Origin of the sequence: Streptomyces sp. NPDC001717, assembly GCF_042892775.1 — a bacterium.
In the GTDB taxonomy this organism is placed as follows: Bacteria; Actinomycetota; Actinomycetes; order Streptomycetales; family Streptomycetaceae; genus Streptomyces.
Genome location: NZ_JBIAUK010000001.1, coordinates 79654 through 105655, shown reverse-complemented (window position 1 = coordinate 105655; position 26002 = coordinate 79654). Strand labels below are relative to the sequence as shown.

Sequence of the window (26002 nt, the reverse complement as noted above, 5' to 3'; positions counted from 1 at the left end):
CGAGTGCGCTCAAGGCAAGGGTCCCACGCGCTCCATCAACTTCTCGGCGGTGGTGTCGAGATGGCGTTGTACGAGGCTGTGCGGGAAGAAGTACCCGCTGTCCGTGCGGAAGAGCAGGACGCGCTGCTCGGCGGTGTGCAGGAAGCGCCCGTAGCGGTACGGGGTGCGGCCCCGGTGGGCGAGGACCGCGCGGATCGTCCAGTGGCGTACGACCGCCAGACCCCCGTACCGGAAGCCGCGGACCACCGCGAACAGCGTGCCCAACAGGCCCGCGACGAAGGCCGCGCGGCGCAGGTCCCGGTCGGGGGAGGCCAGGGCGATGAGCGTCGTCACGAACGCGGCCGCCAGGGCCAGACCGGCGAACCCGTGGAACAGGGAGAAGCGGACCGTACGGCGGATGCCCTCGTTGGGGCGGGGGCGCCGGTCCTGCAAGGAGGGTTCGAACTGGTTGCCGAAGATGTAGAAGGTGCCCAGGACGAAGGCCGCGACGGGGGCGATCCAGTCGGGCTCCGGGCAGACCAGGTGGACGACGAGCCCGACCAGGAGCCCGATGGACGTCCACATGACGGCGGACAGCACCATGCGCTTCACGGGGATGACGCCCTCCGACATGGCCCGCTCGCTCCTGCGCCACGTCCACCGCAGCTGCTCCACGGGCGAGAACACGTCGGTGAGCGCCCCTTCCATCTGGGTGGTGCTGACCCACAGGTAGGCGAGCCCCACCACGAACGCCGCCGACGACGACAGGTCGACGCCCGTCAGCATCATCAGGACCAGGATGAGCATCATCGCCCCGCCGTTGTTCACGATCGGGATCGTCAGGGCCCCGCGGTGCTTCTCACCCACCCTCGTCTCCTCCGGCAGCGTCAGGAAGTGCTCTTCCGACCGGTACGCCTGCGTCGCGGTGTTGGCCACCATGGCCAGGGCCACGACCGCGGCGGACGGAACGTCGGCGTGCAGCACCCCCGCGCGGTTCGCCGCCGCCAGCCACAGCACGGGCACCGCCAGGGAACAGGACGCCATGACCACGGTCGGCACGACCTTCGGCAGGATCGCCTCCCGACGTGACAGCCAGCTCAGGTCCAGCCGGTCCAGGTACAGGACCTGCTCCTTGCGTTCGGTGAGCGTCCGGGCCAGCCACGTCAGCCAGGTCAGCGTCCGGTGCGGGGCGTCGTCCGGCCGCGGGCGCGCGCGCCGCAGGCAGGTCCCGACGTAGGCGTCGAAGATCCGGCTCTGACGGTCTTCGACGCTGCCCTCCACGCGCAGGTCGTCCGCGGACCGGTTGGCGTAGGTGACGCAGATGATGTTGAGCATCATCGGCGACTGCAGCAGCTGCCACAGGCTCTGACGTTCCTCCAGCGCCGCGTGCACGTCCGCGAGGGCCGCCCTGTTGGCGTTGAGGAAGGCCTCCACCTGTCCCCGCTCCGGCGGCTGGATCTCGACGTAGCGCAGCGCGCGCAGGCTCTGGGCCAGCCGTTGCAGATCGCCCTCGTCCGTGCGGCAGCCGACGGCCATGCCCGGGCAGAGCTCCCGCAGCCGTCGCAGCTCCTTGACGCACTTGCGCCAGTGCACCCGCGGGACCTCGTCCAGGCCGTCCAGCACCGGGAGCAGCAGGTGCTGCTCCAGCCAGCTGCGTACGAGGACCGTCGAGACGCCCTGGATCCTGCTCATCTCGGTGGCGAGCCAGTCCTCGACGGCCTCGCCCCGGTAGCTGTAGAGGCGCAGGTAGACCGGGATGTGGGCGGGGTCCGTGCCGTCGCCGCCGGCCAGGGCCTCCTCGGCCAGCCGGTGGGCGAGCCGGGCCAGTTGCGTGGTCTTGCCCATGCCGGGCTTGCCCAGCAGCACCAGTTCGTCCCTGGCCCCGTACAACGTACGGACGTCGCGCACGTCAGTGGCGACCCGCTCGGGCGCGGTCCGCCGCACGCTCCTGGCCCGCCGTCGGCTTCCGGGGGCCGGCTCGGGCTCCGCCTCCTCCAGGATCACGAACCGCGGTTCGATGTAGTAGTGGGTCTCGGCGCGGCGGAAGTCCTTGGCCGCCCGTTCCATGAACGCCTTGATCAGCCGGCGTTGCATCCGCACGGCGGCCTTGTCCCTGCGCAGCCGCATCGGGAACGTGAACACCGCGGCCAGCCCTGCGAGGAGGGCCCGCAGGAAGCGGCGGACGGGGTAGCGGGGCAGCTCCGTACCGGGGCCGGACAGGGGCGGCGGCGCCTCCTCCCCGCCCTCCTCGCCGGGGGCCTCGCCCTCGACCCCGGGCAGCGGGTCGGGCAGCGGCTCGCCGGCCTCGATCGCCGCCGCCCGGGCGGCGGCGCGGTGCCAGCGCGGCTCCCACGTGCCGGGGTCGCCGCCGAGCACCCGGACCAGCGCGAGGAAGTACTTCAGGTCGGGATCCCTCTTGCCGGAGAAGATCTCCGACGCGGTGCCGGAGGCCATGTGCGCCTGGCGGGCCATCGCGTTGACCGAGAGGCGTTCCGCCGGTGGCGGCGCCGTCCAGAGTTCGTCGTACACCCCGAGCATGAGGTCCGCCCAGGGCACTTTTTCGGGTGGGGCCGCTGCCGGATCGGGGCGCTGCGGGCCCTTCGGGCGGTTGCCTCCGACTCCTGCCATTCACACTCCTCGTTCAAGGACCGTTCATGGGCGTTCACGCGTTCATGGATGCCCGAAGCCCCTGGTCAGCCGCTTGTGACGGGCATAGAAAAGTCCTCGGCGGAAGTCGTCGCCGGCCGTGGTGCCGGGGCTCCGCCGCTGCCCGGAGCACCCATCTTGGCGAGCCGGGCCGCGCTTGTACGGCCAACCGCCATGTTCGAAGCATTCGTTGGCGGATCCGCCGAAGTGCCCCTGCCCGCACGTCCTTCGAGGAGTCCACCGATGACCGTTTCCCGCCTTCTCGCCTCCCTCGGCGGCCTGTCCACCGCCACGCTGGGCGTCGTGGCCGACGCGCCCTGGTGGGTGGCCGGCACCCTGCTGTTCGGCGGCCTGCTGGTGCTGCGGGCCGAGGCGCTCGTCAACGCCCGCAACGAAGCGCGCCGCGGGCTGCACGAGGGCCGGCTGCTGGGCGAGGTGTCCCGGAAGCAGGCCCTGGACTACCTGAGGGAGACCAGGCGGGCGCAGCGACAGCCGGCGGCGGACGTGAACGACGGTACGGGTGCGGGTGCGGGTGCGGGTGCGGGTACGGGCGCGGCCGAGACCGCTTAGGGCCGCTGTGGGTCCGACCCCACCGATGTCACCCGGTGGCCGCCGACCGCGGTTCTCAGGCCCGGGGCCGGTAGGGACCGCCGATGCCCCAGGCCTGGTGCAGCACCGCCGCGAACTCGCCCGCCAGGCGGTGCTCGCCGGAGGCGTTGGGGTGCGTGCCGTCGTAGGTGTCGGCGTGGATGTCGTACGCGGCCGGACGCGCGGCCAGCAGGACGGGCGAGGCGTCCGTCGTCAGGTCCGCCACCGCCTTCGCCAGGAGCTCGTTGAAGCGGTCGACCTCGGCCGCGAAGGGCGCGTCCTCCTCGGCCCGGACGTTCGGTATCACCGGCATGAGCACCATCCGTACGCCCGGGTGGGCGGCGCGGGCCTCGGCGATGAAGCGGCGGGCGTTGGCGGCGGTCTCGTCGGACTTCGTGTAGAAGCCGAGGTCGATCAGGCCGAGGGAGACGAGCAGGACGTCCGCCCCGCAGTCCCGCACGGCGGGCCCGATGAGCGGCGCCATGTGCTGCCAGCCCTCGCCCCAGCCGGCGAGGTGCCGGCGGGCGTGCTCGGGGAAGCCCGGGTCGGCGTACTCGGTGGACCCCTCGTACAACTCGTCGCGCGGGCCGACGATCTCGTACGGGCCGCCGAAGGTGGCGTCGAGGTGCTGCCACATCCGGTGGCGCCAGGTGTAATCGCCGGCGCGTCCGATGGTCATGGAGTCGCCGACGAACATGAAACGCATCCGGTCATCATCGCGGATCGCCCGCCGTGAGCAGCTGTGATGCCGGACACGCGGTGCGGGCCGGCAGGCTGGGAGGATGCGCATGCTGCCGTTGTCATCCGCCGCCGTGGCGGCCGTCGCCACCGCCCTCGCCGTGCTGCCTTCGGCGGCCGTCGCCTCGGGGACGCCGGGGGCGTCCTCGTTCACCATCACGGACCCCCGGATCAAGGAGTCGAGCGGGCTCGCGGCCAGCCGGATCCACCCGGGCGTGTACTGGACGCACAACGACAGCGACGACGGCCCGTACGTCTACGCCGTGGACTCGGCGACCGGGAAGACGGTGGCCCGCGTCACCCTGACGGGCATCGGGAAGCCGCGCGACGTCGAGGCCATCTCCCTCGGTCCGGACGGGCAGTTGTACCTCGGGGACATCGGCGACAACCTGAACGGCACCTGGGACCACGTGTGGATCTACCGCTTCGAGGAGCCGAAGGAACTGGCCGACGTCACCGTCAAGGCGACGCAGTTCACCGTGCGGTACGCGGACGGGCCTCGGAACGCGGAGGCGCTGATGGTGCATCCGGTGACGGGCCGGGTGTACATCGCGAGCAAGGACGAGAGCAAGGGCGGCCTGTACGAGGGCCCCGCGGAGCTGTCGACGGGCTCGTCGAACGTGTTCCGGCGGGTCGCGGACGTGCCGTGGGTGACGGACGGGGCGTTCTCCCCCGACGGGGCGCGGCTGACCCTGCGCGGGTACTTCATGGCCCGTACGTACCCGTTCAAGGACGGGCGGCCGGAGGGTGAGGGCGAGCGGGTCGACGCGCCGTGGCAGGGGCAGGCGGAGTCGGTGACGTACACGCCGGACGGGCGGACGCTGATGTTCGGGTCGGAGGGCGTGAACAGCCGCGTGGTGGCGGTCCCGGTCCCCTCCGCGACCCCGTCCCCCTCGGCCTCCGCGGCCCCGGCCGCCCCGGGCGCGCCCGCCGCCGCGGAGCCGCAGGGCAGCTTCACGAAGGGCGCCGCCGTCCTGGCGGTGGCGTTCGCGCTGGTCTTCGCCGCCAAACGCCTGCTCCGCCGCCGCGGCCGGTCCGACTGACCCCTCCCGGTCCACCCCTGGGGCTCCGCCCCCGAACCCCCGCGCCTCAAACGCCGGCGGGGCTGGGTTTGCCTCCGGCGGCGCCTCAAACGCCGGCGGGGCTGAAATTGCCCTGCGGGCAATCCAGTCGCGCCCGGCGGACGGCAGCAGCCGAATCCAGCCCCGCCGGCGTTTGAGGCGCGGGGTCTGGGGCGGAGCCCCGGGTGCCGCGCAGCGGCACTCCCAGCCACGGCGGCGCCGCCGGGCACGGGGCCGAGCCCCGAGCGTGCCGGGCGGGGCTCAGGGCGCGCGCTGCGGCGTCCCGGCCCGCCCGGGCCCGTCGGTGGTCACTCCTCGTGGATCGGGACCCTCCCGTTGAGGGACGGGGCCGCCGGGGCAGGGACGGCGGGAGCGGCGTCGGTCGGGGGCTGGGACATCGAGGCCAGGAGCTGGCGGGCCACGCCCAGGCCCGCGCCGCCCATGGACAGGGCCTTCGCGAACATCTCCGACATCCCCTCCGCCCCGTTCAGCAGCACCATGTGCTCCACGTTCCCGAACGCCCCCGCACCGGCCTCCACGATCGCCGGCCAGTTCTCCGCCAGCTGCTGCGCGACCACCGCCTCCTGGTTCTCCGCCAGCGCCGCGGCCCGCGCCTTGATCGCCTCCGCTTCGGCGAGACCCTTCGCCTTGGCGGAAGCCGCCTCGGCGAGACCCTTCGCCTGCGTCGCCGCCGCCTCCGCCTCACCCGTCGCCCGCGTCGCCGTCGCGGTCGCCAGACCGCGGGCCTCCGTGGCCGCCGCGTCGGCGGTCGCCGCCGTCTTGACGCGGGTCGCCTCCGCGGCCGCCGCCAGCTCCGTCTCCCGCGCCTTCGCCTGGGCCGACGAGATCCGCGCGTCGCGTTCCGCCTCGGCCCGGGTCCGGATCTCGTACGCCTTCGCGTCGGCCGGCTTGCGCACGTCCGCCTGGAGCTGCTGCTCCCGCCGGTGCGCCTCCAGCTCCGCCACCTTGGTCTCCTGGACCACGACCTCCTGGCGCGCCGCCGCCTCCGAGAGCGGGCCCGCCTGGCGGGCGGTGGCCGCCGCCTTGTCCCGTTCGGCCTGGTAGCCGGCCTGGAGGATCTCGCTGTCCCGGGTGGCCTCCGCCATCCGCGCGAACGCGGTCTGCTCGGCCTCCGTCGCCAGCCGGTTCGCCTCGGCCTGCGCGATCCGCGCGTCCCGCTGCACGGCGGCCGCGTGCGGCATCGCCAGGTTCTTGATGTAGCCCGTCGGGTCCTCGATCTCGTGGATCTGGAGCGAGTCCACGATGAGGCCCAGCTTCTCCATCTCCGTACCGCAGGCCGCCCGGGTCTGCCCGGTCAGCTTCTCCCGGTCGCGGATCATGTCCTCGACCGTCAGACCGCCCACGATGGACCGCAGATGACCGGCGAAGACGATGTGCACCCGCTCCGGCATCATCTTCTGCTGGTCGAGGAAACGGCGCGCCGCGTTGGCGATGGACACGAGGTCGTCGCCGATCTTGAAGATGACCACGCCCTTGACCCGCAGCGGGATGCCCTGGTGCGTCACGCAGTCGACGACGAGCTGCGTCTCGTTGAGGTCCAGGGACAGCTTCCGCACGGCCTGCACGCCCGGCACGACGAGCGTCCCGCGCCCGGTGACGATCCGGAACCCCATGCCCTCGCCGAGCCCCTCGGTCCGGTGCGTGGAGCCGGAGATGACGAGAGCCTCGTTCGGTTCGGCCACCCGCCACATGAGCTTGAACAGGCCGATCAGAGCCACGATTGCGGCGAGAACGACTCCCGCCACGACGCCGATAGCCATCGGCAACGCCCCCTTATTCCGGTGCCGTTCGGCACCGACGAGGGCGAGTCTGCGCCTGCCCGGGCCGGCCGGGAAGGCGTTGGCGGATTCTTATCGCCATCTTGATACATACAGCTCAGGAACGGCTCAGACGTCGTAGACGGCCATCACGTAGACGGTGCGCGGCGGCTGGTACTCGACGATCGTCACCACCGTTCCGACGCCCAGCCGCTGCGGCCCGGCGCCCGGCACCGGGTGGGCGAGGAAGTGCTCCGCCCCGCCCCGGATCCGTACGATGACCTCGCCCACGAGGCCCGGCCCGACCGTCCCGGTCACCCGGCCGGTCATCCCCACCATGTCCATGTCGGCGTCCCCCATGCCGCGAGGGTACGCCGCCGGGCCGGGTGGCGGACCGACCTTACGAGTGACCCAGGTCCGCGGCCTGGATGTCCGCCGGCGGCACCGAGCCGGTGTCCGCGGCGGGGGCGGGGTGCAGGGGGAACTCGTCCGAGGCCATCGAGTCGAGCACCGGCGGCGCGGGCCGCGGCGGCTTCGGCATGACCGCGGCCTCCGAGTGGCCGCCGCAGCCGTACGACAGGGAGACCAGGCGGCCGTCGGCCGGGGAGAACTCGTTCGCGCAGACGCCGAAGGCCTGGCCCAGCGAGCCGCCGATCGCGACCAGGAAACCGCACGAGACGCACGAGGCGGGCGCCGCCTGCGCCATCGGGGTCTTCGCACCGAAGGAGTCGTCCCAGCGGTCGGCCGCGCTGTGCAGCCCGTACCGGGACAGGACCCGGGCCCGGCGCATGCCCAGCTCCTCGGCCACCGCGGTGATCGAACCGCGGGCCGGGACCACCGTGCGGTCGGTGACGTCGGCGTCCTCGGCCTCGACCAGTTCGGCCATCTCGGTGGAAACGACGGAGTTCGGCGGCGGGGCGTCCTCGCCCGACCAGCCCGGCTCCAGCCGCAGGTCCTCCGCGTCGGTGGGCAGCAGGTCGCCCGGGCCCATGTCGCCGGGGCGCAGCCGCTCGCTCCACGGCACCCACTCCGGCGCCAGCAGCGCGTCGTCGCCGGGCAGCAGCACCGTTTCGTCGAGGGTGACGTTCTTCGCGCGGGAGGCGCGGGTCACGGTGACGGCCCAGCGCCAGCCGCGGTAGCCCGGTTCCTTGCACTCGAAGAAGTGAGTGACGACCCGGTCGCCCTCCGCTACGGCGGAGACGTGCTCGCCCACCACACCGGGGTACGCGGCCTCCTCGGCCGACGCGCGGGCGAGGTCCACCGCCTCGACGCACAGGCGGTCGGGGGTACGCGGGGTACGGCTTCGCGTCGTCGCAGCACTCACTTTTCTCGTTCTCTCCTACGCCGTCTCACGTGTGCGCCGTCCGTACTGTCGTCCACAACGACCCGTCGGTGCCGTCCGTACGTGGCGCGGGCGGAGCGGACCAGAGGGCCGCGTCGACGTCCGCACCCGATCGGACTCCGGGCGCACCTTTATGCGATCCATTCTGCGGGATCGCGAAGAGGCGCGCGGCCAGGAGCAACCGCCGGTGGCGCGCTACGCACGCTACCTCCTCCGAAGCCTCCGGCCCACATGCAAGGTCCGATTCGCGGACATGGAACGGCCCCGGAGACCGGCCGGGCCGCCACGGCGACGCGCCGGGAGGGCTGCCGGAGGGCGGGGTGGGGCAGTATGGCCACGTGGCACCCGCACGGTCGTCCGGCGACGGCTCGGGACCGGCCAGGCGGGCCGGCCGGGCCCTGGGGCGTGCCCTGCACACCCCGTTCACCGGTACGGCGCGCGGGATCCGGCGGGCCACGCACGCGCACGGGGCCGGCGAATCGGGCCTCGGCAAACTCATCGAGCTGCACGCCATCAACGGCGCCGGCGACATGCTCATCACCGTGGCGCTGGCCTCGACGGTGTTCTTCTCGGTCCCCACGGACGAGGCCCGCGGCCGAGTGGCCCTGTACCTGGGCATCACGATGGCGCCCTTCACCGTGCTGGCCCCGGTGATCGGCCCGCTGCTGGACCGGCTGCCGCACGGCCGCCGGGCCTCCATGGCCGCCGCGATGCTGGCCCGCGCGCTGCTGGCGCTGATGATGTCGGGCGCCGTGGCCACGGGCGGCATCCAGCTGTACCCGGCCGCGCTCGGGGTCCTCGTCGCGTCCAAGTCGTACGGGGTCGTGCGCAGCGCGGTGGTCCCGCGCCTCCTCCCACCGAAGTTCTCACTCGTCAAGGCGAACTCCCGAGTCACGCTGGCCGGTCTGCTGGCCACGGGCGTGGCGGCGCCGGTGGGCGCCGGGCTCCAGGCGATCGGGCCGCAGTGGCCGCTGTACGGGGCCGCGGTCGTGTTCGTCTGGGGGACCGTCGCGGCGTTCACGCTGCCGCACAAGGTGGACGAGGCGAAGGGCGAGCGCCGGGCGCGGCTGTCCACGCACGAGCCGCACTCGAAGCGGCCGGGTCTGCGGACGGTGAGCCGGTCGGTGCTGTGCGGGCTCCTCGCCAACGCCTCGATGCGGGCGCTGTCCGGCTTCCTGATCTTCTTCCTGGCGTTCCTGCTGCGCGAGCACCCCATGCCGGGGCAGAGCGCGGCGGTGTCGCTGGGCATCGTGGGCGTCTCGGCGGGCATCGGCAACGCGTGCGGGACTGCGGCGGGGGCGTGGCTGCGGGCGCGGGCGCCGGAGGCGATCATCGCGGCGGTGCTGTCCCTCACCCTCGCCGTGGCGATCCTGGCGGCGGTCTTCTTCAGCGGGCTGTTCATGGCCGTCCTGGGCGCGACGGCGGGCTTCTGCCAGGCGCTGGCGAAGCTGTCGCTGGACGCGATGATCCAGCGGGACGTGCCGGAGGCCGTGCGCACCTCCGCCTTCGCCCGGTCGGAGACCCTCCTCCAGGTGGCGTGGGTGCTGGGCGGCGCGATCGGCATCGTCCTGCCGCTGAACGGGGTCCTGGGCATGGCGGTCGCCGCCGCGATGGTCGCCCTCGGCACGACGATGGCCCTCCGCGGCCTCCTCACGGCCCCCCGCCACCCCCAACCGGGCACCCGAACCCCCCGAGTCGCCTAACCCCCCGTGACTCCGCCCCGCCCCCGCGCCTCAAACACCGGCGGGGCTGCAATTGCCTCCGGCGGCGCCTCAAACGCCGGCAAGGCTGAAATTGCCTTGCGGGCAATCCAGCCGCGCCTGGCGGACGGCAGCACCCACATCCAGCCCCTCCGGCGTTTGAGGAGCGGGGTGCGGGGCGGAGCCCCGGAGCCCTGAGCCTCGCCTGGCGGACGGCAGCGGCCTCATCCGGCCCCGCCGGCGATTGAGGCGCGGGGGCGGAGCCCCGGTCCTTGGGGCGCGCCGGGCCGGCCGGGCCGCGCCACACCGCAGGCCGGACCCCGTGCAGCGGCGCAGCCGACCGGCCCGATAGCCTTCGGCTCATGACCGCACCGCTTTTCTCGGGTAGGGCCCGCCGCAGCGTCGCGGCCCTCGGAGCCGTGTCCGCCGGCCTCCTCCTCCTCTCCGCCTGCGACAAGCCGACACCGCTGGCGACCGTGACGGTCGGCACCTCGTCGGTGTCCGCCGAAGCCGCTTGCCACTCCGGTGGCGAGCCGCTGTCCATGGACAAGGTCCAGGAGTGCCTCACCGGCCTCAAGGACGCCAAGACCATCGAGTACGGCCGCGGCGACACCCTGCGCCTGGGTGTCGAGCCGGAGGTCGTCGAGGACGGCAAGAAGTGGTCGGCGATCCTGGACGGCCAGCCGATCACCGAGCCCTCGTCGAACACCTACCGCAGCTTCCCCGGCGCCGACGTCTTCGCGACCGGCGGCCAGGGCGAGGCCCCGTCCTCGAAGAAGCTCGCCTTCCTCCAGACCGGTGAGGACGGCAAGCCGCTCGCCGTCTGGACCTTCAACCTCAAGCTCAAGTAACCGGACGGCCACCGGTGCGCGCGCTCGTGGTGACCGCGGTGGCGGCGGAGGCAGACTCCGCCATCGCCGGCCTGACCCCTCATCCGGACACCCCCGGCCCTGAGTCGCGCACCCTCCCCGGTGGCTACCGCACGACCCGGCGGGACCTCCCCGGCATCGCCCTCGACGTGCTCGTCGGGGGCGTCGGGCCGGCCGCGGCAGCCGCCGGCACCGCCACCGCCCTGGCCCTCGCCGACTACGACCTCGTCGTCAGCGCGGGCATCGGCGGCGGGTTCGCGCCCGCCGCCCCCGTCGGCTCCCTCGTGGTGGCCGACGCCATCGTCGCCGCCGACCTGGGGGCCGAGACCCCCGACGGCTTCCTCGACGTCACCGCCCTCGGCTTCGGGCACAGCGTGCACCTGCCTCCCGCAGAGCTCGCCGCCCGCGCCGCCGAGGCAACCGGCGCGCTGCTCGCGCCCGTACTGACCGTCTCCACCGTCACCGGCACCGCCGCCCGGGCCGGCGAGCTCGCCGCCCGGCACCCGCTGGCCGGAGCCGAGGCCATGGAGGGCTTCGGAGTCGCGGAGGCGGCCGCAGCGCACGGGCTGCCCGTACTGGAGATCCGCGCCGTGTCCAACGCCGTGGGCCCGCGCGACCGCGCCGCCTGGCGGATCGGGGACGCGCTCGCCGCGCTCGCCGTCGGCTTCCGCGCACTGGGCCCCGTACTCGCGAACTGGGGAGAACGTCATGAGCACTGAGCCGCTCGGGATCGCCTACTCGCCCTGCCCCAACGACACCTTCGTCTTCGACGCGTGGGCACACGGCCGGGTACCCGGGGCACCCGCCCTCGACGTCACCTTCGCCGACATCGACATCACCAACGGCATGGCCGAGCGCGGCGAGCTCGACGTGCTGAAGGTCTCGTACGCCGTCCTGCCGTGGGTGTTGGAGGAGTACGCGCTGCTCCCCTGCGGCGGCGCCCTGGGCCGCGGCTGCGGCCCCCTGGTCCTGACCCGGGAACCGGGCCTCGACCTCACGGGCAGGACCGTCGCCGTGCCCAGCGAACGCTCCACCGCCTACCTGCTGTTCCGGCTGTGGGCGGCGGACGTGCTGCCCGACGGGGTCGGCAAGGTCGTCGTGCTGCCGTTCAACGAGATCATGCCGGCGGTGCGCGACGGCCGGGTGGACGCCGGACTGGTCATCCACGAGGCCCGGTTCACCTATCAGGACTACGGGCTGCACTGCCTGGCCGACATGGGCGAGCACTGGGAGTCCACGACGGGCCTGCCGATCCCGCTCGGCGCGATCATCGCCAAGCGCTCGCTGGGTGCGCAGACCCTGCGGGCGCTGGCCGAGTCGGCCCGCGCCTCGGTCCTGATGGCCTGGGACGACCCGGAGGCCTCCCGCCCGTACGTCCGCGCCCACGCGCAGGAGTTGGACCCGGCCGTCGCCGACCAGCACATCGGCCTGTACGTCAACGAGTTCACGGCCGGGCTCGGCGAGGACGGGTACGCGGCCGTGCGCGGCCTGCTGACCCGGGCCGCCGCCGAGGGGCTGGTGCCGGCCATCGCGCCGGGCGCGCTCGACTTCCCGTAGGCACGCGCTCCGCGTCCGCGAGAACGACCGCGCCCCGCCGCTCTTTCGAGTGGCGGGGCGCGGAAGTGCGTACCTGTGGGACCGGCCGTCAGACGTCGAGCTGGTCGGCGACCGCGCGCAGCAGTCCGGCGATCTTCGTGCCGTGCGTCCGGTCGGGGTAGCGGCCCCGCTCCAGCATCGGCGTGATGTTCTCCAGCAGCGTCGTGAGGTCCTGCACGATCGAGGCGAGCTCGTCGGGCTTGCGCCGCTGCGCGGCCGCGACGGACGGAGCCGGGTCGAGCACGGTCACCGAAAGGGCCTGGTCGCCGCGCTGGCCGGCGACGACGCCGAACTCGACGCGCTGGCCGGGCTTGAGGGCATCGACCCCGGCGGGGAGCACCGACGAGTGGACGAAGACGTCGCCGCCGTCGTCGCGGGAGAGGAAGCCGAAGCCCTTCTCACTGTTGAACCACTTGACCTTGCCGGTGGGCAAAGCACGCACCCCGTCTCACATACCCGGAACCGAACCAACATGTCTCAGCAGGTCAGGGTATCCATGTACCTGGGCCGTTACTGCCTGCTCTCGCTGTGAAGAGTCTCCCCTGAGTTGCGGCCCGTCAAGCATGGCCGAACACCCCCTGCCCGGATCTCGACCCTTGCGGGAAACACCGGGAAGGGACCCGCCACGACCCGGGAACTACCCTGGTGCGGTGACTGACTCCTCTTCCCCCGACGAAGCACGACCCGGCGACGCACTGGTGAAGGCCGGCGGCATCGTGTTCATCGCCGGTGCCGTCGCCACGCTGGTGACGATGGCCCCGCTCTTCCTCGACATCGACCCGTTCCCGTCGTACGCGTGGGCCGTCTGCATGCTCATGGGCGTCGGCTTCGCCATCTCGGCGGCGGGCGTGCTGCGCTCGGCCGCGGCCCAGCGCCGGGCCGCCCGCGCCTCACAGGCTGCCTGAGGCACCCACCGGTCTCAGACGGGCTGCGCCGCCGCCACGTACTGCGCCAGCCACTGCGGCAGCGCGGTCAGGTCCGGCAGGACCACGTCGGCGCCGGCCGCGCGCAGCTCCGGCTCCGGGCACGGGCCCGTCGGGACCGCCACCGACAGCGCACCGGCCGTACGGGCCCCGCGTACGTCGCCCACGTGGTCGCCGACGTACACCTGCGCCCCGTACTCGCGCAGCGCACCCGCCTTGGCCTCCGCCCACAGCCAACCGATCACGGCGTCCGGCTCGATGCCGAGGTGCGCCAGGTGCAGGCGGGCGTTGGGCTCGTGCTTGGCGGTGACCACGATCGCGCGACCGCCGAGGGCCCGAACGGCCTCCACGGCCTCGCGGGCGCCCGGCATCGCCGGGGTCGGCTCGATGGCGTACGTGGGGTAGATCTCACGGTAGCGGTCCGCCATGGCCGGGATCTCGGCCTGCGGGAACCAGTGCGCCAGCTCCTCGTCGAGCGGCGGTCCGAGCCGCGTGACGGCCTCGTCGGCATCGATGAACGTACCCGTCTCGGCCGAAAGCGCCTGGTAGGCGGCCTTGATGCCGGGGCGCGAGTCGATGAGGGTCATGTCGAGGTCGAAGCCGACTGTGAGGTTCATGCCGTCCATTGTGCCGAGGCGTGCGGACGGCGGACCGACAGCGGGCCTACACCCGGCAAACGCCTCCTTCCCGGAATTCGTTCTCAACCTTTCCCGCGCGGCAGTGCTCAGGACAGGGGTGAGAGACACGATGTGAAGGGGAGGGCGGATGCCACCAGGCACCGAGCACGACTTCGAGGCCTTTGCCCGGGCCGGTCAGCGCAAGCTGTACCGCACCGCGTACCTGCTGTGCGGGGACGCCGACGGCGCACGCGACCTGACCCAGACGACGCTGGCGAAGCTGTTCCAGCACTGGCGGAAGGTGTCCGCCGCCGACAGTCCCGACGCCTACGCCAGGACCGTGCTGACCCGCACCTTCCTCGCCGAGCGACGCCGGCGCCTGCGCGACCTCCTGGCGCACCGGCACGCCGACGTGCCGCCGCCGGCCGAACACGCCGAGCTGCGCGTGACCCTGCTCGCCGCCCTGGACCAGCTGCCGCCGCGGGCCCGGGCCATGGTCGTCCTGCGCTACTGGGAGGACCTCGGCGTCGGCACGGTCGCCGAGCTGCTGCGGTGCAGCGAGGGAACGGTCAAGAGCCAGTGTTCGCGCGCCCTGGCCAGGCTGCGGACGCAGCTCGGCGACGCCCACATCTACGCCACGGAGAACTGAGGAGACGCCATGAGCACCCACGAAGACCTCTACGAACTCCCCGACGACAGGGCCGTCCTGCTGGTCCGCGACGCCATGGACCGCACCACCGCCGACCTGCCCCCGCTGCCCGACCTGGTGGGCCCGGCCCGCGCCCAGGGCCGACGCCGCAAGGCCCGCGTCCGCTTCGCCATCGGCGGCGGCGCGCTGGCCGTCGCCGCGCTCGGCGTGGCCGCGGCGGTGGCCCTGCCGTCCGACGGCGGCGGCCGCCAGGTGGGCGGGGTGATCGACGTGGCCGCGCCGCCGTCGAGCACCGCGCCGCTCCCGCCGGTGCACATCGAACCGACCCCGGGCGAATCGTCGATGGCCGACCTGCCGCCGGCCGAACGGGCGAAGCAGGAGAACTTCCAGAACCAGGCCGTGCCCCTGCTGCAGAGACTGCTGCCGCAGACGGTCGGCACCGTGCGTCGGACCGACCTGAACGTCCGGCTCTACGAGGCCGAGAAGGACGGCAAGACCTTCCACATCACCTTCTCGGTACGCCCGTTCGGTGAGGGCACCGATCCCAGGCCCTGCCGGGAGAGCAAGGGCCAGGTCTGCAAGAAGACCGTCTGGCCCGGCGGTATCGAGGCCACGGCGGCGACCGGTCCCATCAACAACGGAAACGTCACCGAGACCCGGCTCTCCTTCCGCTACGGCAAGAGCGAAGTCGAGCTCTCCGTCGGCCCGGACGACAAGTCGAACACCTCGGCCCCGGTCACCAACGACCAACTCCTGGAACTCGCGAAGGACCACGCCTTCATGGAACTGGTCAAGGCCACCGACAAGGACCCGGTGGAGAAGGAGCAGAAGACCGTCGTCGGGGGCTGACCCGCGCGCTTAATGGTTTGCCGCCGTCGGGTCCGGCCGGATAGGAACGACGCATGCTTCGAGGCGGCAAGGTCGGGCTCAGGGCCCGGCACGAGGAAGACATCCCGATCCTGCGGACCGAGCTCTACGACGACGTGGTCAACGGCTCGCGCGCCGAGAGCGGCCCGTGGAGGCCGATCACACCCGGGTCGAAGGATCCACGGCTCGTTCCCGACGACAAGGAACAGGGCCACGTTCCGTTCTCCGTGGTGGAACTCGAAGGCGGCACGCTGGTCGGCGCCGCGACGCTGTGGGGGATCGACAACCACAACCGGTCCGCCCACATCGGGCTGGGCCTGCTGCCGTCCTCCCGGGGCAAGGGCTACGGCACCGACGTGGTCGACGTGCTGTGCCACTACGGATTCGTCGTGCGCGGCCTGCAACGACTGCAGATCGAGACGCTCGCGGACAACCACGCGATGCTGCGCTCCGCCGAGCGCAACGGCTTCGTCCGCGAGGGCGTCCTCCGCTCCTCGGCGTGGGTCCTGGGCGAGTTCCTGGACGAGGTCCTGCTCGGACTTCTCGTCCAGGACTGGAAGCAGCCCGCCAAGAGCTGACAGCCGCCGACGTCGGGAAGCCCGACCGACCGTCGGCGGCTGGTGTCCAGCCCCTACCTCCGCCGTGCCCGCCACACCAGGTACGCCGCCGAGGCGATGCCCGCGCCCCTCAGGAGCCAGGGCCACATGCCCTGCAGGGCCGTGCTCAGCTGATCCTGCGGCAGGGCCTCGCCCCAGCGGCCGTTCATGCGGCCCCACACCCACACCACCGCTCCCGTGAGCACCACGCTCGGCGGGCCGATGACGGTCCACTTCCGTTCGGAGGGGCCCAGGGTCCTCGACGCGTACGGGAGGAGCCAGCCGACGACCAGCAGCAGCCAGTAGCCGCTGATCACCCCCGCGAGCAGCACGGCCGCGGCCAGCAGGAGGAAGGCGTTCGGGCGCGGCCGGGCGGCCGGGGTCTCCTCCGCGGCCGGCTCCGCCGCCGCGGCCTCGCGCTTGGCGCGCCGTCGGTCGCGCAGGAAGCGCACGAGGGTCCGCCCGCGCCCGCCCTCCGCCCCGCCCGCCCCGGTCTTCGGGCCGGTGGAGGCGTCGGCGGCGTCCTCGTCCTCCTCCTGCCCCTCCTTGAAGAGGTCCGGGATCTCGATGCCGCCCGCGAACCCCTCGACCTGCGGACCCCGCCCGTACGCACTCGGCGCCACCCGCCACCAGTCGGGCTCGGCTCCGTCGGACGGGCCGAGCTCGTCGAGGCCGGCGAGGTGCGGCGGTACGTTCTGCGGCTCGGGCGCAGGCCGCTGCGACGACGCGCCCTTGCGGCGCAGCAGGCCGGGACCCCGCTGGACCGGTACCGCCGGGACAGCGGCAGGAGCAACGGAAGAAGCAGAACCCGCACCGGAACCGGAGCCGGAACCGGAGCCGAACCCGGAACCGGAACCGGAAGCGGAACCGCCACCAGACCCGGACCCGGACCCCAACCTGTCCAGCACCTCCTCCGGCGTGCCGAGCCGTTCCAGGATGCGGCGCACGGCCGCCGGGGTGTCCGGGTCGTACTTGGCGCGCCGACTGTCGATCTCGTCCCGCAGCCCCGCCACGAGCCTCATCCGGTCACCGGAGGAAAGCTGCCGCCGCTGCGCCAAGTCCCCGACGCGGCTCAGATATTCGTAGACCAGATGGTCGCTTTCGATCCCCATGCCCCGGCTCCTCCCAATCCCGCTGCCCGAAAGGTAGCGCGTGCGCCCGTGGAGCGGCCGTGGGCGCAACGGATACCGTTGGCCGGATGGGGGGCCGGCCGACGCACTCGCCGACCGCCCACCCGACCGACCAACCGACCGGCCGACGCGACGAGGAGGCGACCGTGCCCGACGCAAGCACTGCGGGAGCACCGGGAGCAGCAGGGGCGACTGGGGCAACAGGCGCAGCAGGGGCATCCGGCGCAAGCGCCCTCCCCCGCTCCCTGGCCGAGGCGCTCCGTGCCCGCGACGACGCGGCGCTCGCCGCGCTGCTCCACGCCCGCCCGGACCTGCTCAGCCCGGTACCCGGCGACGTGACGCAGCTGGCCACCCGGGCCGGGACGCGGGCCTCGGTGGTGCGGGCGCTCGACCGCCTCGACCGGTTCGCGCTGCAGACCGCCGAGGCCCTCGCGGTGGCCCCGGAGCCGTGCCCGTACGAGGTGCTGGAAGGCCTGCTCACCGGCGGCGAACCGGAAGGCGAAGGCGAGGGCGAGCGGGCCCGGACCGCGCTCCCCCGTGCCCTGGGCACCCTGCGCGACCAGGCCCTGGTGTGGGGCGACGACGAGCGGCTGCGGCTGGTCCGCACCGCCCGCGAGCTGCTCGCGCCGTCCGCGCAGCGGCCCTCTCCGACGGGCCTGGGTCCCACGGTCTCCGAGGCCACGGCCGGGATGTCGCCGACCCGGATCCAGGAGATCGTGGCGGCCGCCGGGCTGCCCGCCACCCACGACCCGGTGTCGGCGGTGACGGCGCTGACGGCCCTGTTCACCGACCGGCAGCGGATGTCGCGGCTGCTGGACGAGGCCCCGGCGGAGGCGCACCAGGTGCTGGGCCGGCTCGTCTGGGGTCCTCCGTACGGCGAGGTGACGCCGAATCCGACGGCTCCGGTGCGCTGGCTGCGCGACCGGGGGCTGCTGCTGCCCGCGACGGCGCGGACCGTGGTGCTGCCCCGCGAGGTGGCGCTGCACCTGCGCGGCGGGCTCGCGCACCGGTCCGTGGAGCCGGTGGCCCCGGCGGTGCCCGCGCACCGCGAGCACCGTCCACAGCTTGTGGACGCGAACGCCGCCGGGCAGGCGCTGGCGGCGCTGTCCACCGTCGAGGAACTGGTCAAGTCCTGGGAGCACAACGGTCCGCCGGTGCTGCGCGCGGGCGGGTTGTCCGTACGGGACCTGAAGCGGACGGCGGTCGCCCTCGACGCGGCCGAGCCGCAGGCGGCGTTCTGGATCGAACTCGCCTACGCGGCGGGCCTGCTGGCCAGTGACGGCGAGGCCGACGAGCGGTACGCGCCCACGCCCGCCTTCGACGACTGGTGCGAACTGCCGCCCGCGGAGCGGTGGTCGGCGCTCGTGACGGCCTGGCTGCCGGCGACCCGGACGCCGGGTCTGGTCGGCGAGCAGGACGCGAAGGGCCGCACCCTGTCGGCGCTGGGCCCCGAACTCGACCGTTCCGGCGCCCCCGAGGTGCGCCGGCGGGTCCTCGAACTCCTCGCCGACCTGCCGGAGGGCGCCTCCGCCGACCCGGAGGCGGTCCTGGCCCGCCTCGCGTGGGAACGTCCCGTACGCGGTACGAGCGAGCTGCGCGCCCGCCTCGCGCGGTGGACGCTGGCCGACGCGGAGGTCCTGGGCGTCACCGGCCGCGGCGCGCTCTCCGGCCCGGGCCGCGCCCTGCTCGCGCACAGCGACCCCACACCCCTGCTGGCGCCGCTCCTCCCCGAGCCGGTGGACCACGTCCTGCTCCAGGCCGACCTCACGGCGGTGGCTCCGGGGCCGCTGCGGCGCCCGCTCGCCGAGGTGCTGGCGGTGCTGGCGGACGTGGAGTCCAAGGGCGGCGCGACCGTGTACCGCTTCACGCCCGGGTCGGTACGCCGTGCGCTGGACGCCGGGCGGACCGCCACCGACCTGCACGCCTTCCTCGCCGAGCACAGCATCACCCCGGTCCCGCAGCCGCTCGCGTACCTGATCGACGACGTGGCCCGGCGCCACGGGCACCTGCGCGTCGGTGCGGCGTCCTCGTACGTGCGCTGCGACGACGACGGCATGCTGAACGAGATCCTGGCCGACAAGCGTTCGGCGGGCCTTGGCCTGCGCCGTCTCGCCCCGACCGTGCTGGCGGCCCAGGCCGAACCGACCGCGCTGCTGGACGGCCTGCGGGCGATGGGCTACGCCCCGGCGGCGGAATCCCGTACCGGCGACGTCCTGGTGGCCCGCGCGGACGCCCACCGCACCCCGGACCGGCAGCCGCCCGTACCGGTGCCGGACGGCCCGCCGATCCCGGACGAGACGCTGCTCGGCGCGGCCGTACGGGCGATCCGCGCGGGCGACGTGGCGGCGACGGCGGTCCGCAAGGAGCCGGCATCGGCGGAGCCCGCATCGGTGGTCCCCGGCGAACTGCCGCGCACGAGCGCGGCGGAGACCCTGGCGACGGTGCAGGCGGCGGCCCTGACCGGGTCGGCGGTGTGGATCGGCTACGTGAACGCGGAGGGCGCGGCGAGCCAGCGGGTCATCGCCCCGGTCCGCGTGGAGGGCGGGTTCGTGACGGGCTACGACCACACGGCGGACGAGGTACGCACGTACGCCCTGCACCGCATCACGGGCGTGGCAGAACTGGCGGAGGAACACCTCTAGCGATTCCGGCCCCGCCGCACCAATCCAACCCGGCCGCACCAACCGGCCCCGCCGGCGTTTGAGGCGCGGGGTCCGGGGCAGCGCCCCGGCAACGGCGCCGCACCGGCCCACCCCGCCGCACCGCCGCGGAAAACGGCTGGCGCCCGCCCCACCCGCCCCGCACTCTGAACGGCATGCAAGCCGTACCCGCCCGCCAGATCCGCGCCGCGCACACCGACACCACCGTCACCGTCTACCAGGCCTACGCCCCGCACCTCGGCGGCCCCGCCGCCCGCGACGGCCGCTTCCCGGCCGCCTGGAAGCGCGAGCGCATGACGTGGATCAAGCCCTCGTTCCTGTGGATGATGTACCGCTGCGGCTGGGCCACGAAGCCCGACCAGGAGACGGTGCTGGCCGTCGAGATCACCCGCACCGGCTTCGACCACGCGCTGCGCCACGCCTGCCTGTCCCACTTCGAACACGGCACGCACACCGACCGCGAGGCCTGGCAGGAGTCGGTGCGCGCGACGTCCGCCCGCGTCCAGTGGGACCCCGAGCGCGACCTCCACCTCAACCCGCTGCCGCACCGTTCGCTCCAACTGGGTCTGTCGGGTCCGTTCTCGCGCGCCTACGCCGACGAGTGGACGGTCTCCATCCGCGACGTCACCCCGCTGGCCAGGGAGGTCCACGGCCTGGTCCGGTCCGGCAACACGGCCGCCGCGCGGGCCCTGCTGCCCGTGGAGACCCCGTATCCGGCGGGCCCGTTGGAGCACCTGGGCGCGTAGCGGGACAGCCGTGCGAAAAGCGGAACAGCGGCACCCGTTTTCGCAGGTCAGAACGGCTCCTTTCCCTGTTGCAGAGCAGTGACAGACGGGCGGTGGATCAGCGATCCGCGATGTGTGAAGATCGGTTCATCGCAGCAGCGGCCGAGGGGAACCAGGACCGGCCCGAGAGCGACACCCCGCACTACCCGGCCCGCCGCTCTGCCACGGCCGTCCGACCGCCTGCTCCACCTCGCCGGCCACCGCCGCTCCGCGCCGCTCGCCTGCCCTTCGCGAATCCTTGGGGGGATCCGACCATGTCCGCTCGCATCACCGCTGCCGCCACCGCTGTCGTCGCCGCCGTCGCCGGTAGCGTCCTCATGCCGCTGTCGGCGTACGCCGCCCCGGCCGAGGCCGGCAACCAGCACGCGCTGAAGATCACGATGGGTGCCCCGGCGCCGAGCGGCCCGCTGACCCGCGGCGGAGCGGCCCAGACCTTCGAGCTGACCGTCGCCAACCCCTCGGACAAGCCGCACTCCTTCCACCCGTGGATCCTCGGCACGCCGGCCGGTGCGAGCCCGCTCCAGCAGGCCGACGTCACCTTCAAGGTCGAGGGCGTGACCGCGCCGGCGACCGAGTCCTTCATCGGGCAGCAGGACGGTGGGTGGCAGGGGGCGTTCCACCCGGCGGGCAAGAAGAAGAGCGAGCCCTTCGAGATCCCGGCGGGCGGCAAGCTCACCTGGAAGGTCACGATCGGTCTCGGCAAGAGCTACCCGACCAACGACGGCGACTTCACGGTGCACCCCACGAGCTACAACGACGAGGTGGCGAAGGACGGCGACGCCGGCAGCCTGACCTTCAAGACGGACCCGGCCATCAAGCCGGGCAAGCTGGAGACCTGGATCGACCAGATCAACCCCTGCCAGGACAAGACCGCCGAGCTGCAGTGCCGCGAGATGGACCTGCACTACCGCGCCACGGGCGACGGCGAGTTCGGCACGGCCCTGGCGACCCGCCTGTCCATGTACCTCGACGAGAGCATCTCCGCCGCGGATGCCGACATCCAGGTCCAGGTCCAGACCGACGGCCAGTGGAAGGACCTGTCCGCACTGGACAACTACCGGCTCGCCGACATCCCGAAGGGCTTCGGCCAGGCCTCCGGCGAGCGCAAGGTGCACCTGCGCACCAAGGTCGGCCCGAACACGAAGCTGAAGAAGGAGACCCCGCTCACCCTGAACGCGGAGATCGGCCTGGCCGAGGGCAACACCTCCGCCTTCGCCGACGCCGTGGCCAAGTTCAGGGTCGCCCCGGCCACCACCCCGACCTCGCCGTCGCCCTCGCCGAGCGGCTCCGCCACCACGCAGCCGTCGAAGAGCCCGTCGCCCTCCGCGTCGGCCTCGGCCTCGGCCTCGGCCTCCGCCTCCGCCACCAGCACCACCGGCGGCAACACCAACACCACCGGCAACGGCGGTTCCGGCTCGCTCGCGCACACCGGCGCCGACTCCAACACCGGTCTGTACGCCGGCCTGGCCGCCGTCCTCGTCGGCCTCGGCGGGGCCGCCACCTGGCTCGGCGCCCGCCGCCGCAAGGCCGTCCAGGGCTGACCCGTCCCGACACCCCGCAGGGGCCCGGCACACCACGTGCCGGGCCCCTGCGCCGTTCCGCGCCCGTCCCGCGGGCCCCTCACCGGGCCACGCGGTCGGACCTTCGCTCACGCCCGGACCCCACGAGCCTCCCGCGCCAGCGCCAACAGCTTTTCCACCGGCCACTGGTCGTCGACGTGTTCCCCGTACCCGGCCGCCAGGACCCGCCCGTCGGGTGCGATGAGGAAGTCCGCCGGAAGGCCGTAGCGCCCGCCGTCCGGGAAGAACGACGGCGCCTTCGCCCGGCCGCGCGCCATCTCCACCAGACCGTGGGCGAGGGCGCGCAGCACCGGACCCCAGGCGCGGGGGCTGAGCAGGGAACGGTAGGACGACTCGACGCCGTACTGGACGTACAGCCGCTTGTCGGGGTCCGCGATCACCGCGAAGGGGAAGTCCGCGACGTGCTCGCGCAGTTCCTCGGCGGTGGAGTGGAAGACGACGACCTCCCGGATCCCGGCCGCCTCGATCTCGGCGTGGCGGCGCACGACCGAGCGCAGGTGCAGGTGGCAGACGGGGCAGCCCGCGAACCGGCGGAACTGGAGGTGGATCAGCCGGTCGGGCCCGGCGTCCGGGTCGGGGACGGCGACGGGCATGCCGTCCGTGACCGCGACGAGGGTGCGGGAGGGGACTACGGAACCTACGGAGAGCTGCATCGGAGCTGGACCCCCTGGTTAGGCGTATGCCGTACACCTACCAGCGTAGGCGTATGCCGTACGCTGTCAACCACCATGCCCCGACCCCGCTCGCTCACCCCGGCCCGGCTGGCCGCCGCGGCGCTCGCCGTCATCGACCGCGACGGGCTCACCGGCCTGTCCATGCGCGCCGTCGCCGCGGAGCTCGGCATCAGCACGATGGCCCTCTACCGCTACGTCCAGGACCGCGGGGAACTCGAAGCCCTCGTCGTGGAACTGGTCCTCAGCGCGGTCGACTCCACCCCACCGGCCCCCGGCCGCCCCTGGCAGGACCGGATCGCCGAACTCGTCGCACGGCTCCGCGGCGCGGTGGCCGCCCACCCGGCCGTCCTGCCGCTGGTCCTCACCCACCGCCACCGCTCGTCGAGCGTGATGGGCTGGGGGGAGACGCTGCTCGGGGTGCTGACCGAGGCCGGCATCGGACCCGAGGAGCGGATCGTCGCCCTGCGCGCCCTGCTCGCGTACGTGATCGGGGCGGTCCAGCAGGAACACCTCGGCGCCCTCTCCGGCGCGGGCACGGCCGCCATCGCCGAACTCCCGCCGGAGCGGTTCCCGTACCTGACCGAGGCCGCGCGCGGAGCTCCGGCCCTCACGCCGGACCGGGAGTTCGACGGCGGCCTGGCCCTGCTGCTGCGCGGGCTGCGCTCGGACTAGGCGGTCGCCGCGGGTTCGAGATCGAGGCCAGGATCGAGGTCGAGGTCGAGGTCGATGAAGGCCACGGTGTCCCCGGGCAGCACGTAGCGCTCGACCTCGACGAACCCCCGCGCGAGCGCGAACCGCAGACCCTCCGGATTCGTCTCCAGCACCACGGTCCGGACCGTGACGGCCCCGAACTCCCGGGCCTGCGCCAGCCCGTGCTCGTACAGCGCCACGCCGAGACCGCGCCCCCGGTACTCCGGCAGCACCCGCGCGATCACCACCACCGGATCCTCGCCGGCCGCCGGGCGGACCGTCATGCAGCCCACCAACACGTCACCGAGGTACGCGACGTCCAGCCGGTTGCGTCCGGCCCGCTCGCGCACCTCGTCCGGGGAGAGCGGGGCCGTCGGAACGACCAGGTTGTGCACGTGGCGCCAGTCCCGGAGCGTGCCGTCACCACCGGCACCGGCACCGGCTCGCTCGACTCGGAAGCCGTCCGTCTGCGATGAGTGTCCGCTCGTGTCCATGAGGTCCCCCGTCGACCATGATCCGCTTTGGGCCCGGGCAAGCTAACACGCCCCGGCCGCCCCGCTCCTCCCCCATAGGGCAGACTGGAGGTTTGGCCGCCCGCACCCGGGCGACCGCCCCGCGTCGGAAAGGTACGTGCGTGAACGGGCCTCTCATCGTCCAGAGCGACAAGACCCTCCTGCTGGAGGTCGACCACGAGCTCGCCGGCGCCGCGCGCCGCGCCATCGCTCCCTTCGCCGAGCTGGAGCGGGCTCCCGAGCACATCCACACCTACCGGATCACCCCGCTCGGCCTGTGGAACGCCCGGGCCGCCGGGCACGACGCCGAGCAGGTCGTCGACGCGCTCGTCGAGTTCTCCCGCTACCCCGTCCCGCACGCGCTGCTCGTCGACGTGGCCGAGACCATGGCCCGCTACGGCCGTCTCACCCTCTCCAAGCACCCCGTGCACGGACTCGTCCTGACCAGCACGGACCGGCCGGTGCTGGAGGAGATCCTGCGGTCGAAGCGGATCACCCCGCTGGTCGGGGCGCGGCTCGACGCCGACACCGTCGCCGTGCACCCCTCCGAGCGCGGCCAGATCAAGCAGACCCTCCTCAAGCTGGGCTGGCCGGCCGAGGACCTCGCCGGGTACGTGGACGGCGAGGCGCACCCGATCGACCTGGCCGAGGACGGCTGGGCACTGCGTCCGTACCAGCAGCAGGCCGTCGAGGGCTTCTGGCACGGCGGTTCCGGTGTGGTCGTACTGCCCTGCGGCGCCGGCAAGACGCTGGTCGGCGCCGGGGCCATGGCGAAGGCCAAGGCGACGACGCTGATCCTCGTCACCAACACGGTCTCGGCCCGCCAGTGGAAGCACGAGCTGGTGAAGCGGACCTCGCTGACCGAGGACGAGATCGGCGAGTACTCCGGCACCCGCAAGGAGATCCGCCCCGTCACCATCGCCACGTACCAGGTCCTCACCACCAAGCGGAAGGGCGTCTACCCGCACCTGGAGCTCTTCGACTCCCGGGACTGGGGCCTGATCGTCTACGACGAGGTGCACCTGCTGCCCGCGCCGGTCTTCAAGTTCACCGCCGACCTCCAGGCCCGCCGCCGGCTCGGCCTGACGGCGACGCTGGTCCGCGAGGACGGCCGCGAGTCGGACGTCTTCTCCCTCATCGGCCCGAAGCGGTTCGACGCCCCGTGGAAGGAGATCGAGGCGCAGGGCTACATCGCCCCGGCGGACTGCGTCGAGGTCCGCGTGAACCTCACCGAGTCGGAGCGGCTCGCCTACGCGACCGCCGAGACCGAGGAGAAGTACCGCTTCTGCGCGACGACGGCGACGAAGCGGAAGGTCACCGAGGCGCTGGTGCGCAAGCACAAGGGCGAGCAGACGCTGGTGATCGGCCAGTACATCGACCAGCTCGACGAGCTCGGCGAGCACCTGGACGCGCCCGTCATCAAGGGCGAGACGTCGAACGCGCAGCGCGAGAAGCTGTTCAACGCCTTCCGCGAGGGCGAGATCAACGTGCTGGTGGTGTCGAAGGTCGCGAACTTCTCCATCGACCTGCCGGAGGCGACGGTCGCCATCCAGGTGTCGGGCACCTTCGGCTCCCGGCAGGAGGAAGCACAGCGCCTGGGCCGGGTCCTGCGCCCGAAGTCGGACGGCCACGAGGCCCGCTTCTACTCGGTCGTGGCCCGCGACACGATCGACCAGGACTTCGCGGCCCACCGCCAACGCTTCCTGGCCGAACAGGGCTACGCCTACCGAATCATGGACGCGGACGACCTACTGACGAACGACTGACGCTCCAGCCCCGCCTGGGCACATCCAGCCCCGCCTGGGCACATCCAGCCCAGCCGAGGCACATCCAGCCTCGCCGAGGCACATCCAGCCTCGCCGGCGTTTGAGGCGCGGGGGCTCGGGGGCGGAGCCCCCGCCACGGCGCCGCGCCCAAATCCAGCCCCGCCGGCGTTTGAGGCGCGGGGTCCGGGGCGGAGCCCCGGCAGCGGCGCGGCGGGGGACCAACGGACAGCCACCCCGACCGGGAGGTCACGGGCAG

The 26002-nt window shown here is 73.3% G+C and carries 25 protein-coding genes; 15 read left to right on the top strand and 10 right to left on the bottom strand.

The annotated features are described in order from the left end of the window. Positions 1-9 precede the first annotated feature (9 nt). Positions 10-2607 carry an NACHT domain-containing protein gene (locus tag ACFYZL_RS00545; protein ID WP_388674891.1) on the bottom strand — a complete coding sequence of 866 codons (2598 nt, stop codon included), beginning with the start codon at positions 2605-2607 and terminating at the stop codon, positions 10-12. Positions 2608-2868: 261 nt separating this feature from the next. Here ACFYZL_RS00545 and ACFYZL_RS00540 point away from each other — a divergent pair, with 261 nt between their 5' ends. Then, on the top strand, positions 2869-3195 hold the full coding sequence (locus ACFYZL_RS00540; protein WP_388674888.1) for a hypothetical protein: 327 nt from the start codon (positions 2869-2871) through the stop codon (positions 3193-3195). Between the two features lie 55 nt (positions 3196-3250). On the opposite strand, the gene ACFYZL_RS00535 is transcribed toward ACFYZL_RS00540, so the two are convergent. Continuing rightward, positions 3251-3919 carry a GDSL-type esterase/lipase family protein gene (locus tag ACFYZL_RS00535; protein ID WP_388674885.1) on the bottom strand — a complete coding sequence of 223 codons (669 nt, stop codon included), beginning with the start codon at positions 3917-3919 and terminating at the stop codon, positions 3251-3253. Between the two features lie 76 nt (positions 3920-3995). On the opposite strand from ACFYZL_RS00535, the gene ACFYZL_RS00530 reads away from it, so the two are divergent. Continuing rightward, positions 3996-4994: a WD40 repeat domain-containing protein gene (locus ACFYZL_RS00530; RefSeq protein ID WP_388674882.1), complete on the top strand. Its 999-nt coding sequence runs from the start codon at positions 3996-3998 to the stop codon at positions 4992-4994. A 326-nt stretch (positions 4995-5320) separates the two neighbouring features. Here the strand turns inward: ACFYZL_RS00530 and ACFYZL_RS00525 are convergent, their stop codons facing one another. The 3 genes from ACFYZL_RS00525 to ACFYZL_RS00515 form a co-directional block, all read right to left on the bottom strand. Then, positions 5321-6793, bottom strand: a complete 1473-nt coding sequence (locus ACFYZL_RS00525; protein ID WP_384744467.1) for a flotillin family protein — start codon at positions 6791-6793, stop codon at positions 5321-5323. A gap of 126 nt (positions 6794-6919) precedes the next feature. Next, entirely contained in the window at positions 6920-7150 is a 231-nt protein-coding gene (locus ACFYZL_RS00520; RefSeq protein ID WP_384744465.1) for a hypothetical protein, read from the bottom strand. Between the two features lie 40 nt (positions 7151-7190). Then, positions 7191-8114, bottom strand: coding sequence for a DUF3027 domain-containing protein (locus tag ACFYZL_RS00515; RefSeq protein ID WP_384744464.1), 924 nt, complete (start codon positions 8112-8114; stop codon positions 7191-7193). A gap of 338 nt (positions 8115-8452) precedes the next feature. Between ACFYZL_RS00515 and ACFYZL_RS00510 the strand changes: the two genes are divergently transcribed. The 4 genes from ACFYZL_RS00510 (at position 8453) to ACFYZL_RS00495 (ending at position 12258) form a co-directional block, all read left to right on the top strand. Further along, positions 8453-9835, top strand: coding sequence for an MFS transporter (locus ACFYZL_RS00510; protein ID WP_384744463.1), 1383 nt, complete (start codon positions 8453-8455; stop codon positions 9833-9835). A 359-nt stretch (positions 9836-10194) separates the two neighbouring features. After that, positions 10195-10683 carry a DUF2771 domain-containing protein gene (locus tag ACFYZL_RS00505; RefSeq protein ID WP_384754897.1) on the top strand — a complete coding sequence of 163 codons (489 nt, stop codon included), beginning with the start codon at positions 10195-10197 and terminating at the stop codon, positions 10681-10683. 14 nt (positions 10684-10697) lie between these two features. Beyond that, complete coding sequence (locus ACFYZL_RS00500) at positions 10698-11420, top strand: futalosine hydrolase (protein ID WP_384754900.1); 723 nt, start codon at positions 10698-10700, stop codon at positions 11418-11420. Then, complete coding sequence (locus ACFYZL_RS00495) at positions 11410-12258, top strand: 1,4-dihydroxy-6-naphthoate synthase (protein ID WP_384754903.1); 849 nt, start codon at positions 11410-11412, stop codon at positions 12256-12258. Before ACFYZL_RS00500 ends, ACFYZL_RS00495 begins: the two co-directional genes overlap by 11 nt. Positions 12259-12346: 88 nt before the next feature. Here ACFYZL_RS00495 and ACFYZL_RS00490 read toward each other — a convergent pair whose 3' ends face one another. Then, positions 12347-12730, bottom strand: a complete 384-nt coding sequence (locus ACFYZL_RS00490) for a cold-shock protein (RefSeq protein ID WP_136213802.1) — start codon at positions 12728-12730, stop codon at positions 12347-12349. Between the two features lie 217 nt (positions 12731-12947). Between ACFYZL_RS00490 and ACFYZL_RS00485 the strand changes: the two genes are divergently transcribed. After that, entirely contained in the window at positions 12948-13202 is a 255-nt protein-coding gene (locus tag ACFYZL_RS00485) for a hypothetical protein (protein WP_384582129.1), read from the top strand. Between the two features lie 14 nt (positions 13203-13216). On the opposite strand, the gene ACFYZL_RS00480 is transcribed toward ACFYZL_RS00485, so the two are convergent. Next, positions 13217-13837: an HAD family hydrolase gene (locus ACFYZL_RS00480; protein ID WP_384754906.1), complete on the bottom strand. Its 621-nt coding sequence runs from the start codon at positions 13835-13837 to the stop codon at positions 13217-13219. 148 nt (positions 13838-13985) lie between these two features. Here ACFYZL_RS00480 and ACFYZL_RS00475 point away from each other — a divergent pair, with 148 nt between their 5' ends. The 3 genes from ACFYZL_RS00475 to ACFYZL_RS00465 are packed head-to-tail and all read left to right on the top strand — an operon-like array spanning position 13986 to position 15931. Continuing rightward, positions 13986-14486 carry a SigE family RNA polymerase sigma factor gene (locus ACFYZL_RS00475; RefSeq protein WP_384754909.1) on the top strand — a complete coding sequence of 167 codons (501 nt, stop codon included), beginning with the start codon at positions 13986-13988 and terminating at the stop codon, positions 14484-14486. A gap of 9 nt (positions 14487-14495) precedes the next feature. After that, positions 14496-15335: a hypothetical protein gene (locus tag ACFYZL_RS00470; RefSeq protein ID WP_384754912.1), complete on the top strand. Its 840-nt coding sequence runs from the start codon at positions 14496-14498 to the stop codon at positions 15333-15335. 53 nt (positions 15336-15388) lie between these two features. Continuing rightward, positions 15389-15931, top strand: a complete 543-nt coding sequence (locus tag ACFYZL_RS00465; protein ID WP_384754915.1) for a GNAT family N-acetyltransferase — start codon at positions 15389-15391, stop codon at positions 15929-15931. Between the two features lie 53 nt (positions 15932-15984). Here ACFYZL_RS00465 and ACFYZL_RS00460 read toward each other — a convergent pair whose 3' ends face one another. After that, entirely contained in the window at positions 15985-17061 is a 1077-nt protein-coding gene (locus ACFYZL_RS00460) for a hypothetical protein (protein ID WP_388674872.1), read from the bottom strand. Between the two features lie 86 nt (positions 17062-17147). Here ACFYZL_RS00460 and ACFYZL_RS00455 point away from each other — a divergent pair, with 86 nt between their 5' ends. From ACFYZL_RS00455 to ACFYZL_RS00445, 3 genes are all read left to right on the top strand, one after another. Next, positions 17148-19721, top strand: a complete 2574-nt coding sequence (locus tag ACFYZL_RS00455) for a helicase-associated domain-containing protein (protein ID WP_384754921.1) — start codon at positions 17148-17150, stop codon at positions 19719-19721. Between the two features lie 173 nt (positions 19722-19894). After that, positions 19895-20485, top strand: coding sequence for a DUF4291 domain-containing protein (locus ACFYZL_RS00450; protein WP_384754924.1), 591 nt, complete (start codon positions 19895-19897; stop codon positions 20483-20485). A gap of 293 nt (positions 20486-20778) precedes the next feature. Beyond that, positions 20779-22065, top strand: coding sequence for an LPXTG cell wall anchor domain-containing protein (locus tag ACFYZL_RS00445; protein WP_388674867.1), 1287 nt, complete (start codon positions 20779-20781; stop codon positions 22063-22065). A 107-nt stretch (positions 22066-22172) separates the two neighbouring features. Here the strand turns inward: ACFYZL_RS00445 and ACFYZL_RS00440 are convergent, their stop codons facing one another. Beyond that, positions 22173-22757 carry a peroxiredoxin-like family protein gene (locus ACFYZL_RS00440; RefSeq protein ID WP_384754929.1) on the bottom strand — a complete coding sequence of 195 codons (585 nt, stop codon included), beginning with the start codon at positions 22755-22757 and terminating at the stop codon, positions 22173-22175. A 75-nt stretch (positions 22758-22832) separates the two neighbouring features. Between ACFYZL_RS00440 and ACFYZL_RS00435 the strand changes: the two genes are divergently transcribed. Beyond that, positions 22833-23450: a TetR/AcrR family transcriptional regulator C-terminal domain-containing protein gene (locus tag ACFYZL_RS00435; protein WP_384754932.1), complete on the top strand. Its 618-nt coding sequence runs from the start codon at positions 22833-22835 to the stop codon at positions 23448-23450. On the opposite strand, the gene ACFYZL_RS00430 is transcribed toward ACFYZL_RS00435, so the two are convergent. Further along, positions 23447-23962, bottom strand: coding sequence for a GNAT family N-acetyltransferase (locus ACFYZL_RS00430; protein ID WP_384754935.1), 516 nt, complete (start codon positions 23960-23962; stop codon positions 23447-23449). The genes ACFYZL_RS00435 and ACFYZL_RS00430 overlap by 4 nt on opposite strands. Positions 23963-24102: 140 nt before the next feature. Here ACFYZL_RS00430 and ACFYZL_RS00425 point away from each other — a divergent pair, with 140 nt between their 5' ends. Further along, the gene (locus ACFYZL_RS00425) at positions 24103-25746 is read left to right on the top strand and encodes a DNA repair helicase XPB (RefSeq protein ID WP_384754938.1); all 1644 of its coding nucleotides are present in this window, start codon (positions 24103-24105) and stop codon (positions 25744-25746) included. Positions 25747-26002 lie beyond the last annotated feature (256 nt).